Genomic DNA, 13711 nt, shown 5'->3' with positions numbered 1-13711 from the left:
TTTGCTTTGAATATCAGCAAGTCATCGCCACAAAAATTATACCTAATTTAAGTAAATCCTCAATATATATATTGGATTCAATTATATTCTTTATTTTTACAGGTATATACATATTTCTTGGGAACATGTTAAAACAAACCTTACAACAAAAATTATTACAGAAATTATCTCCCCAACAGATTCAATTCATCAAGTTGCTTCAAGTTCCAACAGTATCTTTAGATGCACGGATTAAAGAAGAACTAGAAGAAAATCCAGCTTTAGAAGATGGTAGTCTTGCTAATATGAATGATCCTGTTGAAGAATATCCTGATAAAGATCCAGATGATGATTTCAGTATGGATGAGAATAGTTATGAAGAAGAATTCAGTGTAGATGAATATATACAGGAGGATGACTACCGAGAATACAGTGGTGGTTATGATTCAGATGATGACGACAACAAAAAAGAAATCCCAATTGCTATTCAAGATTCTTTTTATGAAAAACTTCAAAATCAATTAGACCTTTTAGCGCTAAACGACAAAGATTTCTTAATAGGCCAACAAATAATTGGGTCTTTGGATGATGATGGCTATCTAAGAAGACCTATCCCGTCCCTTATTGATGACCTAGCTTTTTCGCAAAATGTACTTGTGGAGGAAAAAGAAGTAGAAGATATGTTGCGTGTAATTCAAGAATTCGACCCTGCTGGTATAGGTGCTAGAAGTCTTCAGGAGTGCCTTAATATTCAACTAAAAAAGAAAGACCAAGACAATCCTGTTATCAAGGAGGCAATGGTTGTCGTTCAGAATTATTTGGATGAATTCACAAAAAAACATTACGATAAAATTGAAAAACAATTAGGTGTTAATTCTGATGAATTAAAAGAGATTGTTAATGAGATTTTAAAATTAAATCCTAAGCCTGGAGATTCCAGTTCTGCGGCAGGTAAACAGCTTCACATTATTCCAGATTTTCATATTAGTAATAATGATAGTGTTCTTCATTTAACCCTTAATAGCAGAAATGCACCTGAATTGCGTGTTTCGCGTTCGTATCAAGAAATGTTTGAGCATTATGAGAAGGCGGAAAAAAATGATAAAAAAATGAAAGAGGCAGTTCAGTTTGTCAAGCAAAAACTAGACTCTGCAAAATGGTTTATTGATGCCATCAAACAAAGACAACAAACCCTCTTAAAGACTATGAATGCCATCATGGAATATCAATATGATTATTTCTTAACTGGGGATGACAGGATGTTAAAACCGATGATCCTTAAAGATATCGCAGATAAAATTGAAATGGATATTTCAACAGTATCTAGAGTGGCGAATTCAAAATATGTACAAACCGAATTTGGCACATTCCTACTAAAATCATTCTTTTCCGAAGCTATTCAAACGGAATCTGGAGAAGAAGTCTCCAATAAAGAAGTTAAAAAAATCTTGGAGGAATGTATAGCTAATGAAGATAAAAGAAAACCTCTTGCAGATGAAAAATTAACTGATATTCTTAAAGAAAAAGGTTATTCTATTGCTAGAAGAACGGTAGCCAAATATAGAGAGGCTATGAATATTCCTGTAGCACGCTTAAGAAAAGAATTGTAGAACATATGATTCGATCTATAAAAAGCCTAATCTGTAAAATAGATTAGGCTTTTTTATTTATAAATTATTTAAGGGTATTTATTTGGAATTAAAATATATTCTACTAAATTTGTAGAGTATTCAGAATTGCCAAAGCAATACCAACCGAGTGTAGTCACCGCGGTGGTAAAATAATACGGGTAGCTTACCAAAAAAAACGCAGTTATGCCTGGTCTAAATCCCACTTCTGAATGCAATGATGGTTAAACTATTTAAACAGAATTGTATGTCAAATTCCACAGATCTAAAAAAACATTTACAATCTCAATTTTATCATTATTCTACTCAAGAATTGGTTATTCTTAATAATGATTTGATTCAATCCAATTGGGGAAAAAACAAAACAATATTTAGAACAGCATTGCTTTCTGCCTTATCAAAACGAGGCATAGACCTTTCAGCAATTATTTCTCATGAAGATGGATTCACACAAATTCATAGGGTACAGGTAAAATTGGAAGAAAACAGATTAATACCCATCCAGTAGGATTTAAGAATTTTCAAGCCTATAGATTGGAGAAATTTAACATGCATCTTGAAATGATTTCACTAAATTTTACCGAATCTATAGGCTTATAATATGGTTTTAATGAACAACAAAAAAATTGCTTAATTAAATCAAGTTGTATATTAAAAGCGTTTAAATTAAAAATCTATTTATTGCTAAGCGCATATAAGGCAAAGGTACCTAGCCAGTGAGACCCCATATAATCATCTTTTACATGTAAATTACCAATAGAAAAGTTGATATGATCATTTGCTATATTCTTCAAATGGCTTAATGCAGGAATGGATTTTGAAATTCCATTTAAACAGACTGCTCTACTGTAATTTAATCCATCCAAATGAACCAATTTACCATCACTACGATCTTTAACAATTGCAGGTTTTAATTCAAATTGTGGCTCATAAAGTTCAGGCATAAATAGCTTTAACCAGGCATCATAGCTCATTTCATCCATTAACTTACTCATTAAAAATGCTTCCTCTAGACATGGGGATAAAAAATCATATCCACTTGGCTCATAATTCAAATCACAATTTTTATCATGTTGAAATAATCTTAAGGCATGTTCCTTTATACTTGATTCAAACGGCTTATTTACTAATGTTTTAGCGTAATCAAGAGATAGAGACAACCCAAATGCCGAATTATCGTGTTGACCTGCTCGTATAGGATATACTAATTTTGGCAAATATTCCATGTAACGTTGCACCAACAAATTAACCAAAGGTTGCAAATATTCTTCCCAACGTTTTGCATCAGGATCATTCCAAGTATGTAATTCTTCTTGCAATTTGAATAACCAAGCCCAACCATAGGTACGTTCAAAACTTAAATTATTTTTATCCTCAAAAAAGGCTTTTTCCACCGCTACATGTTCCACTGTGATATGCTCATTTAAAAGCTTTCGAATATTTCCATCGGTGTCCAATTCAGGAAATTGTTTCATTAATTTGATAATCGACCAATATCCATGAACTGAAGAATGCCAATCAAAACAACCATAAAATATGGGTCTTAATTGTTTTGGACTTTTTAAATCTGCCTCACTTCCGATAACCTGACCTAATTTATTTGGATATTCTATTGTTAAACAATGAACAGGAAGTGCAAAAATCTGTTTGGCAAGTTCCGATGTGAGTTTTGCTTCCTCTTTGACCTTTAAATCTTTTTGTGATGATTTTTCAGCACATGAAAGCTGTAAGCCTGTGAGCAAAAGCAATATATACATTACATATTTATTCATATACAACGATTTGGCTTTATATTTGATTTATAAAAGTAACTTAAAAAACTAAATATACGACAATATGAATCTAACTGATTTAATTTCAGGTGGCATAGGAAATCAAGCCACGGAAGGTATTTCTCAAAAGCTAGGCTTAGATAAAAACCAAACACAATGGGTCATTGCTGCTGCCGTTCCATTAATGATGTCCGCATTAAAATATAATGCCAATAAAAGCCCTGAAAAAGCGGAAGGTATTCAACAAGCGCTTTCCAGTAAACATAATGGAAATATTTTTGATAGCCTTGGTAGTTTATTTAACAATGGACCTACAGAAGAAGAAGATAAAATTGTAAATCACATATTTGGTAAAAACACCGATACAGTTAAAGAATCTTTAGCAGAAAAATCAGGTATAAACATTGGAAAAATTGGAGGCATATTAGCTTTAATAGCACCCTTAGTTATGGGCTATCTCGGCAAACAAAAACAAAATCAAGATCCTCAACAAGAAAGCTCAGGTGGTTTAGGTGATTTGTTAGGTAATATTTTAGGAGGTGGTTCTTCCCAATCCAATTCAGGACCATTGGGTGGAATTGGCGATTTAATTGGTAGTGTTTTAGGTGGAGGATCAAGCTCCAATGAATCCAAACCAAGTTTAGGGGGTGGAATTGGTGACTTAGTCGGTGATTTCTTTAATCAAAAGAACGATAAAAGTGCTAAAGGATCTATTTTAGACAGCTTAGCTGGTATGTTTTCGAAATAAAATCGAGTTGAATTGTTAAAACCATCAAAAAGGGAACAGGTACTGTTGATCTTTTTGATGGTTTTTTTTTATTTAAAATCTATAAACCTATTTATACTCTAGAAATTTTTCACTTAATTGCCACAATCAATTTCCAAGTATTTATGTCGAAAATCAGTTTCAAAAACGATTATAGTGAAGGTGCTCATCCTCAAGTTCTACAGCTTTTATTAGCATCAAATTCAACCCAAGAACCAGGATATGGTGAAGACAGCTTAAGTCTCAAAGCTAAAGAAATGATTGCTAAAAAACTGAATAGACCTAACATTCCTATTTACTTGGTAACTGGTGGTACTCAGGCCAATTTATTAATTATTTCACATGTTTTAAAATCCTACGAGTCGGTCATCGCTGTAGACTCTAGTCATATTCAAGTGCATGAAACTGGGGCCATTGAACATGCAGGCCATAAAATTAATTTAATACCCCAACAAGATGGTAAACTAACAGTAACCGAAATCCAAAAAATTATTAAATCCCATAAAGACCAGCACATGGTCAAGCCTCGTTTGGTATATATCTCACAAACCACTGAACTTGGAAGTTTATATTCAAAAAAAGAATTAATTGAACTTTATCAGTACTGTCAGTCCAATAACTTATTATTATTTATTGATGGTGCTAGAATGGCCATTTCATTAACTGCTAAAATTAATGACCTAACTTTAGAAGATATAGCAAACTATTGTGACGTTTTCTACTTTGGGGCGACAAAAAATGGTGGTTTAATAGGAGAAGCAATCGTCTTTTCGAATACCGTATTAGCTGATGGGTTTGAATACGCTTTAAAACAAAAAGGTGCATTGCTAGCAAAAGGAAGAATTCTAGGTGCTCAATTTTATGCACTTTTTCAGGATTCCTTATATGAAGATTTATCCAAACATGCGAATGAAACCGCTGAGCGGCTTGCTAATGTGCTCGTCAGTAAAGGATATACATTTTATATTCCTCCATATAGCAATCAATTATTTCCAATCTTGCCCAAGGATAGGCTTTCAAAATTAGCCGAAAAATTCGAATTCTATATTTGGCAAGATTATGATGAACATCATTCCGTGATTAGGCTAGTCTGCTCTTGGGCCACTGAATCATCAGCAATCGATGAATTTATTCAATTAATTTAAATTTTATTATTCAGTTTCATAAAAAGATTTCAAAATCAGTATTATGATATAGTGATTAAATTTTAGGATAAACTTAATTCATTTTTCTTTGAAACAAGCTCTCTATTTGCGGGAAGTGTATCATTAGATTTCTTTGGTCTCATCACTTTCTTAAGCACCTTTGGCAGTTGTAATAAATCAAAATCGTGATCAAAAATCAAATAACGATTTTCCCAACGATGAGCGTATTTATCCTTAAAATCTTTCTGAGTTTGATGAGATTTAAATGCATTGATTCTTATCGAAGCATATTTCAATATTTTTTCCACGGTATGATTGGCTGTTTCTAAGCCAGAAAAAGCTACTAAACCAAGATTTAAATACTTAAAATTTCGTGCTATTCCATACCCAATCATTTTAACGATCAACCCATCCATTAGTGCTCCTGGAGCATCCGCTGTTTTTCTTATCAAATCATAAGTACATTCATCCATTGCAAAGTCTGGAATAATAGTTAGAAACCCTTTAACTGACCTATTCCCATCGCGAACGCAAATCACATCCAAGTTCCTTATTTCCTCAAAATCAAACATTCCTTGCGAAAAAATTTTTTCCTTTTTATTGAAAGCCTTTAACCACTCATCGGAAACGGTTTGTAATTCTTCAATAAATTCGGTTTGATGGGGTGCTAAGCATATTTCAGTAACATAACCCTTCTTTTCAAGACTGTTAAGACCATTGCGCAAAGATTTTTTACACTTCCCTTCTAAAGAAAATTTAGCAAGATCAACGATAGCCTCCTGCCCCATTAATAAGCGCTGTTTTTTCATGCCAGTAAACCAAATTTGACTATTTTCTTCCACTCGATAATAAACCGTCTTTAACCCTTGTTTAAAACAATATTGTTCAAATTCCAGGACGAATTCACTTTTAGTATTTAAGGCACAAACCGGTTCGTCCAAAACCACCGCATAATTATGTGCTACACGATAAGCGATAAATCCAGGTGTTAAGGTGGAGAAGAACAGATCCTTATCTGCTGAAATTTTAAAATAATCTAAAGAGGAGTTTCCATATTGCCTTATATATTCTTTTGCTAATTCTAATTCCTTAATTTCCCTTTGGCAGGAGTGATATTTTCTAGAAATAAAAACTACCGCTATGAGTAAAAGCCAGCAGGCAATCCCCAACCCTTTCGTAATGCTAAGAAATTCCTTTCCAAATAAAGTTTGTGGTTCTAAACCTTTATCTGCAAAAAATAAAAAACATTTTGCAGTGTAGAAAATGGATTGATTCCAAGAAAAATCAAACCCAAAGTGTCTTTTATCAATAAAATAAAAACTGATAACATCAAAAATACAAACACATAAGAAAACCACTAAAAATGTTGTAAAACCCAATTTTAGCCAAGTGGCACTTGCTTGAATTCGATATTGTTTACGATTATACCATAAGAACAACATAATAACAGTTGCGATAACAGCTTCTTCATAATCCAAGGCCTTACCTAAGTGTCCAATAATCGATAATAAACAAAAAATTAAAGCGAACCAGTAGGCTACTCGATACCCTTTGAGGAGATAAGCAGCAGTGAGAAGCAAGCCTAATCCAATTAAAAGCACTAGTAATTTAAAATCATTAATTAATAACTCAGAAAAATAAAGTTTCTCCAATTTCAACCTATTCATTAAGGGTAATGTTAAAACTGAACAAATATTAATGAGTCCTAAAAAAAATATTAATATGGCAGGCCCAAGTCGAGTAATAAGCTGTTTTCCTTTCCAACAAAAAGCTAAAAGCCCTAATAGTAAAGGAATCCAAAATTCAAATACTCGATATAAAATCGTAATACCCAATCCATCAACTTGACTATAGCCATAAGATTTGAATACATACAACATGCTTAATTCCACAGCACCTAAACCCCTTAAAAATGGAGATACAATCATTAAAATAACAGAAATAGTATAGGTAACAAGCGCTGCTTCGAATGAATGCGCCAATCCCAACGCATACATGCTAATATAGACATGGTAAATCCCGCAGCATTCTATAAGTATCGAATACAAGATTACCAAACCAACTTGCTTTTTATTGACTTCGGTATTTAGTAAAGGGTCAATTCGTTCAACAAACTGAGGGTACTTTTGAACAATAAACTGATAGAGCCAAATCTTATGTCGAAAAGAACAATAGAGAAAATAGATTGCACCTAACACGACTGCTAGGATAAGTAAGGAAGTCCAAGCCTCAGTTACCTCATGCTGCTTCCAAACACTAAAAATTAAAACTGGAAGTGCTACAATAAAGACCGTTAATAAACCTATATAACCATACAGCACGCCCGCCTGATGAATTTGGGTTTTATTCAAATTCATCCTACGCAATTGTGCAGTACTGTAGGCCAATGAGCTAATTCCGCCAGCAGGTAGAAATACACTCAAAAAATTACGTTTTAAAAATAATTCCACTGCAACTATTAACGATATCTTTAAACCTATGGCCTGAAAACTAGCCAAATACATCAAGCCCTGTAATACACAAAACAGACCTGTCAACATTAAACCTATAAAAATCCACAAGGAATCTGACTGTTGGAGCATAGGCCCAATGGCCATCAACTCCTTCCGTTCACTCCTCACAAAAATATAAGCTAATAAAATAATGAAAAATGCTATCAACTCTTTCCAATACGAAAAAGAGGCAGCTCTTTTAAAACTTGAAAATAATCGCTTATCCATATTCATTCAATTAGTATAAATACCTGCAACTTGTTAAAAAAAGCTATGTATCGTAGTGAAATTTATTTAACAACAACTAAAATAACTTTTTACAAATTAAATTTTCAAAACACAAATAAGCCATTCTAATATTAAACTACAGTAACCATCTTATAAAGTAATTGTAGAATTTTGGAGTAAACAGCCATGAAAAGAAATTTATTGTCATAAATTTTAATTTAAACAAACGATTGTGTTAACATAATGTTTTTTATTACCAAGCAACTTTTATATAATTGAGGAACCATTTAATTAATTATGTTAAACAAAAAGAATCTATCAGGACTAGCGCTATTGCTATTAGTTCATTCGAATTTGCTATTTGGATGTAGTAAAACAGAACCTACGGGTGGGCCTAGTACCACTATTATTGATCCAAGTAAAGAAACTCCTTCAGATCAACAAACGTTAAAACATACGGGATCTTCCTATGCTATTCCATTGGCAGGAAATGCGTTTGCATCTACTTTTGGTGCTGCAGAAAAAATTAATAATCCCAAAGGCCTAATTTCCTGGGTTAATGCAGCCACAACGATTAGTACTTTTGTTAAACTGGCTTCAGGGGGTAACTTAAGAGTATCTGTAATCGGAAAAACACTCGCTACAGGAGAAAGCTCTTCCATCAAAGTTACTGTAAACGGCACAAGTAAAACGATCAAACTAAACAGTGAAACTTTTACTGATGTGATGGTAGGTGATTTTACAGCAACCCAAGGGTATGTTAAAATTGACTTGCAAGGCATTAGTAAAACTGGAAATTTCTTCGGTGAAATCTCTGATATTAAAATTTCTGGAGCTTCAACTTCCAAAGGTGTTTTATTCAGTAACAAAACCGATTATTATTATTGGGCAAGAAGAGGACCATCCTGCCATTTGAGTTATTCCCTACCAACAACTGAAAACACCTCCTATTATTATTCAGAAATTACGGTTCCTCAAAACGAAGATAAAATAGGTTCATATTTTATGGCTAATGGCTTTGCAGAAGGTTATTTCGGTTTTCAAGTGAACTCCTCTTCGGAAAGAAGAATCTTATTTTCTGTTTGGAGTCCTTACACGACCGATAATCCTTCTTCAATACCAGATGAATATAAAATCGTCTTAAATAAAAAAGGTTCCGATGTTTATACCGGAGAGTTTGGAAATGAAGGATCAGGTGGCCAAAGTTATTTAAAATACAATTGGAAGTCTGCAACAAACTATAAATTTTTGTTAAAGGGTGAACCTGATGGTGCTGGAAACACCAACTATACGGCATGGTTCTTTCTTCCAGAAGCTAATGAATGGAAACTTATCGCTAGTTTTAAGCGTCCGAAAACCAATACTTATTTAAAGAATTTTCATAGCTTTTTAGAAAATTTCAATCCTGATTATGGACAGCTTAGTAGAACTGCAAATTACCACAATCAATGGATTAGGACAACTGCAGGGGAATGGAAGAAAATTAAAGAGGCTACATTTACGGTCGATGCAACTTACAGCAACCAACAACGTATAGATGCTATGGGTGGAATTAACAGCATGGGTTTCTTTTTAAAGAATGGTGGATTTTTTAATGAAGTAGTTCCTCCGAATTCCAAGTTTACTTTTAATAACAGCAATTCAGAACCGCAAATTGATATTACAAAACTTCCTTAATACCTAAAGCATTTCAGAATAAACCCAAAGTAATAGCCTTGGGTTTATTCTGAAATCCATAAATACATCAACGTAATTCGTTATATTTACCCTAATGATACATGTTGCCTGTGCTATAATTGAAAAGGATCAGCAAATATTAATTTGCCAAAGATCAGCGAGCCAAAAACTTCCATTAAAATGGGAATTTCCTGGTGGAAAGCAAGAATTAAATGAGACGCTTGAACAATGCTTAATTCGAGAAGTCAAGGAAGAAATAAATTTAGATATTCTTATCCATCAATCATTAAGTAAGGTAGAATATCATTATCCAGACTTTTCTTTGACGCTATATCCTTATATATGTTCTATAAAATCTGGTGAATTAAAAAATTTAGAACATGAACAAATTCTTTGGGTAAACCCTACAGATTTATTTCGATATGATTGGGCAAATGCAGATTTACCCATAATTGAAGAGTATTTAAGAACAAAGAGGTAATCGTTCGATTACCTCTTTTTATTTACCTTATTTCTTGTTTTTGGGTTTTATAGTGATCAATTCCACAAATCTTTTGGAAATCATTTCTTTTTGTTGTTGATTAACGCCCAATACAATATGTTGTCCATTTCCTTCCGTATAATACGTTTTTCCATTGGCAACTACTTCTACTTTTCCTGGTTTAGATTCTGAAAAATAACCCTTGCCATTTCCTTCCACCGCATATAAGACCGAAGTCAAATCCCATGTTGCTCGGTCATAAGGCATAGGTAGATACGCCTCATAAGCCACCACCATAGGATGTGGTTTTAATGCTATAAAATCATTTTGAATGCTACTTCCAGGGTATTTAATCTCATCACCTACTTCATAAGGACTTACGATTATTTTTGTTGGCCATTGCGCAAAAACTGCTCTTGCAGCAGGGACATCCTTTGCTACGTTATACTCCACAAATCGCTTACTTGTGTCGGCATAGAAATTTCCAGCCATCATACTTAAAAACTTGACTTTTTTAGCAATCAATTCCTTACCGGACAATTTACTGTATTGGTCAGCTTTTGTTTCCAACAGCTTAGCTAAATTTGTAGAAAAGCCTACAGAGGCAATTACCACTGATCCATCGGCTTGTTTGCTTAGGATTTTCCGATAAAGAGCGACCGCATCTATCGTTTCATCCATGGTTTTTTTTGATTGGAATGGTTTAACTCCTCCAATTTCATATTTCATGGTTTTCTCTGCAAAATTGACCGCATCGCCTTCTGAATTAGCCCCATTTTTCACCGTACCTATAGGTATTTTTCCATACCCATACCAATGATTTAACATATCCATAAAGGGAACAGTATAAGGACTATTCTTATTGCTAGTTAATGCTAATAATTTTATTTTCCCTTGGTCTTGATATTTATACAGCATATCTAATGCTAAAGCATCATCGATATCATTTCCCATATCTGTTTCAAAAATAACCGGTATAGCCTTATTCGATTTTGATTGGGCAATGGATTCCGTACTTCCAACAATCATTGGAATAAATAACAGCAGAAATTGGGGTAGTTTAAATAAGTTCATGTCTTTATGGTTAGGCTTATTACTCTTGTAAAGACCTAAACTAACCAAAATTTTCCGATAGGCTATCCTGCACTGTCCTTATTAAAGCAGTTGTTTTAAGGCCAATTCATACGCTCTGGAAGAAACATGAATCTTTTCTTCAGGTGCCAATTCATAAATTTTGGTCAAGGCTATTTTAATGATTTCCGAGACATCTTGAAATAAATTTTCATCACTAATTTCTATGTTTGCCTGCATAAGATGTGCAAAAACACGAGCCATTCCACAATTCGCAATAAAATCAGGGATGACGGAAACATGTTCGTCAGCATATTCCATCACTGGTCCATAAAATATTTCCCGATCTGCAAATGGGACATTTGCTCCGGAGGCGATAACTTCTAGCCCTTTTGCTATCATTTGGCTTATCTGTTCTTTGGAAAGTAATCTCGAAGAAGCTGCAGGAATTAAAATTTCCACATCCATATTCCAAATTCGCTCATTTACTTCTTCAAATGGAATCAATAATTCACTATGCAATGAGTTACCTTGGCGCTCTAACAATAAATTCTTTATTTCCAGCTCCGTAAATCCCTTAGGATTCATTAATCCACCAACACGGTCTATAATACCAACAATCTTCACCCCTGCCCGACTCAAAAAAAATGCTGCTGAAGCTGCCACATTACCCCAACCCTGAATTACTGCCCGTTTATCTTGCATTTTTCCTTTGAACAAATCATAATAGTGCCTTACTGATTCAGCTACTCCATAGCCCGTAATCATATCAGCAACTTTATATTTTCTTTTCAAGTCTGGAGAATAATTGGAATCATCCAATACCTTCGACACCCCAAAGCGCAATTGACCAATTTGATGAATTCGACCTTGTTCTTGAACTTGAAAATGACCATTCAGCACCCCTTCCTGCGGATGCCATAAACCATATTGCTCGGTCAAGGGGATTACATCATGTATCTCATCAATATTCAAATCTCCTCCAGTACCATAATAATTTTTCAACAGGGGCGTAACTACTTTAAACCAACGATTTAGTACCTCATATTTTCGAGGATCTTGAGGATCAAAATTAATACCTGATTTTGCGCCTCCAATGGCAGGACCAGAAACCGTAAATTTAACTTCCATTGTTTTTGCCAAGGACTCAACTTCATGCCTATCCAAGCCCAACCGCATTCGGGTTCCTCCACCGGCTGCGCCTCCTCGCAAGGAATTGATGACCACCCATCCTTCAGCTTCTGTTACTGTATCTTTCCATTCAAAAACTATTTCTGGTTTTTTATTTTCAAATGTTTTCAGTAGGGATTTCATTGTTAATTCGTTCATAAAAATCTTATAAATTCCCTCTTTTTTCTTGTTCCCGCTCGATTGCTTCAAACAAAGCTTTAAAATTTCCTGCTCCAAAACTTTGTGCTCCTTTTCGTTGAATAATTTCGAAAAATAAGGTTGGTCTATCTTCCACTGGCTTCGTAAATATTTGCAATAAATATCCTTCCTCATCCCTATCCACTAAAATCCCTAATGCTTGGATCGTATTAATTTCTTCCTCAATTTCACCAACACGATCAGGTAACATCGTATAATAGGCTTCAGGAGGCGCACTTAAAAATTCCACGCCTCGTTGTTTTAACGCATTCACAGTGGCTATAATATCATTCGTCGCCAATGCCGCATGCTGTACCCCTTCCCCTTCATAAAATTCTAAATATTCTTCAATCTGTGATTTCTTTTTCCCTTCAGCAGGTTCGTTTATGGGAAATTTCACAAAGCCATTACCGTTACTCATCACTTTACTCATCAATGCAGAATACTCCGTATTAATTTGTTTATCATCAAATGAAAGTATATTTACAAATCCCATGACCTCTTGATACCAACGTACCGTTTCATCCATTCGATTCCAGCCTACATTGCCCACACAATGATCCACATATTGCAAACCCGTTGCTGATGGATTGTAATCACTAGCCCATTTTACATAACCAGGCATAAAAATTCCTTTGTAATTCTTTCGTTCTACAAATAAATGAACCGTTTCCCCATAAGTGTAAATTCCTGAGGTTATTACTACGCCGTATTCATCTGTCTGTATCTTAGGTTTCTGAAAACATTGTGCTCCGCGATTAATGGTTTCTTCGTAGGCTTTAATCGCATCATCTACCCATAAAGCCAAAATTTTCACCCCATCTCCATGTTTTTTAACATGTTCCGCAATTTCATGATCTGAATGCAATGCCGTTGTTAGAATAATTCTGATCTTATGTTGTTTCAAGACATAAGAAACTCGATCCTTAACGCCTGTTTCTGGTCCAGCATAAGCTTCCGATTGAAAACCAAAGGCAGTCTTATAATAATGAGCCGCCTGTTTGGCATTTCCTACATAAAATTCTATAAAATCGGTACCATGAATAGGTAAAAAATCTTGTGCTAAAGCAATTTTCTCTGCAAATGTTTTTGTTTTCATCGTTA

General features: G+C 34.2%; 11 protein-coding genes and 1 riboswitch. Of the genes, 6 read left to right on the top strand and 5 right to left on the bottom strand.

Annotated elements, in window-relative coordinates; all coding sequences use genetic code 11:
- Positions 1 to 125: 125 nt before the first annotated feature.
- Positions 126 to 1589, top strand: a complete 1464-nt coding sequence (gene rpoN, locus ACFRAE_RS09225; RefSeq protein WP_422796857.1) for an RNA polymerase factor sigma-54 — start codon at positions 126 to 128, stop codon at positions 1587 to 1589.
- Positions 1590 to 1700: 111 nt separating this feature from the next.
- Positions 1701 to 1794: riboswitch (SAM-I-IV-variant riboswitch) on the top strand.
- Between the two features lie 60 nt (positions 1795 to 1854).
- Positions 1855 to 2115: a 5-oxoprolinase gene (locus tag ACFRAE_RS09220; RefSeq protein ID WP_422796856.1), complete on the top strand. Its 261-nt coding sequence runs from the start codon at positions 1855 to 1857 to the stop codon at positions 2113 to 2115.
- Positions 2116 to 2281: 166 nt separating this feature from the next.
- Here the strand turns inward: ACFRAE_RS09220 and ACFRAE_RS09215 are convergent, their stop codons facing one another.
- A complete protein-coding gene (locus tag ACFRAE_RS09215; protein ID WP_422796855.1) occupies positions 2282 to 3379 on the bottom strand; it encodes a DUF2891 domain-containing protein in 1098 nt (365 codons plus the stop codon).
- 64 nt (positions 3380 to 3443) lie between these two features.
- Between ACFRAE_RS09215 and ACFRAE_RS09210 the strand changes: the two genes are divergently transcribed.
- Both ACFRAE_RS09210 and ACFRAE_RS09205 read left to right on the top strand, forming a co-directional pair.
- Positions 3444 to 4127, top strand: a complete 684-nt coding sequence (locus tag ACFRAE_RS09210; RefSeq protein ID WP_422796854.1) for a DUF937 domain-containing protein — start codon at positions 3444 to 3446, stop codon at positions 4125 to 4127.
- Between the two features lie 143 nt (positions 4128 to 4270).
- Positions 4271 to 5290, top strand: coding sequence for a threonine aldolase family protein (locus ACFRAE_RS09205; protein WP_422796853.1), 1020 nt, complete (start codon positions 4271 to 4273; stop codon positions 5288 to 5290).
- Between the two features lie 62 nt (positions 5291 to 5352).
- Here ACFRAE_RS09205 and ACFRAE_RS09200 read toward each other — a convergent pair whose 3' ends face one another.
- Positions 5353 to 8010, bottom strand: a complete 2658-nt coding sequence (locus ACFRAE_RS09200; RefSeq protein ID WP_422796852.1) for a phosphatidylglycerol lysyltransferase domain-containing protein — start codon at positions 8008 to 8010, stop codon at positions 5353 to 5355.
- A 297-nt stretch (positions 8011 to 8307) separates the two neighbouring features.
- On the opposite strand from ACFRAE_RS09200, the gene ACFRAE_RS09195 reads away from it, so the two are divergent.
- Both ACFRAE_RS09195 and ACFRAE_RS09190 read left to right on the top strand, forming a co-directional pair.
- Entirely contained in the window at positions 8308 to 9687 is a 1380-nt protein-coding gene (locus tag ACFRAE_RS09195; protein ID WP_422796851.1) for a DUF3472 domain-containing protein, read from the top strand.
- A gap of 94 nt (positions 9688 to 9781) precedes the next feature.
- The gene (locus tag ACFRAE_RS09190) at positions 9782 to 10168 is read left to right on the top strand and encodes a (deoxy)nucleoside triphosphate pyrophosphohydrolase (protein ID WP_422796850.1); all 387 of its coding nucleotides are present in this window, start codon (positions 9782 to 9784) and stop codon (positions 10166 to 10168) included.
- A gap of 27 nt (positions 10169 to 10195) precedes the next feature.
- Here ACFRAE_RS09190 and ACFRAE_RS09185 read toward each other — a convergent pair whose 3' ends face one another.
- The 3 genes from ACFRAE_RS09185 to hppD all read right to left on the bottom strand — a co-directional run bounded on the left by ACFRAE_RS09185 (position 10196) and on the right by hppD (position 13706).
- A complete protein-coding gene (locus tag ACFRAE_RS09185) occupies positions 10196 to 11242 on the bottom strand; it encodes a nucleoside hydrolase (RefSeq protein ID WP_422796849.1) in 1047 nt (348 codons plus the stop codon).
- Positions 11243 to 11323: 81 nt separating this feature from the next.
- Entirely contained in the window at positions 11324 to 12568 is a 1245-nt protein-coding gene (locus ACFRAE_RS09180; protein ID WP_422796848.1) for a Glu/Leu/Phe/Val dehydrogenase dimerization domain-containing protein, read from the bottom strand.
- Between the two features lie 7 nt (positions 12569 to 12575).
- Positions 12576 to 13706 carry a 4-hydroxyphenylpyruvate dioxygenase gene (gene hppD / locus ACFRAE_RS09175; RefSeq protein ID WP_422796847.1) on the bottom strand — a complete coding sequence of 377 codons (1131 nt, stop codon included), beginning with the start codon at positions 13704 to 13706 and terminating at the stop codon, positions 12576 to 12578.
- Positions 13707 to 13711 lie beyond the last annotated feature (5 nt).

The sequence above is a fragment of the Sphingobacterium sp. HJSM2_6 genome (assembly GCF_049316305.1).
Taxonomy (GTDB): Bacteria; Bacteroidota; Bacteroidia; order Sphingobacteriales; family Sphingobacteriaceae; genus Sphingobacterium.
This window is presented reverse-complemented; position numbering and strand designations above follow the sequence as displayed.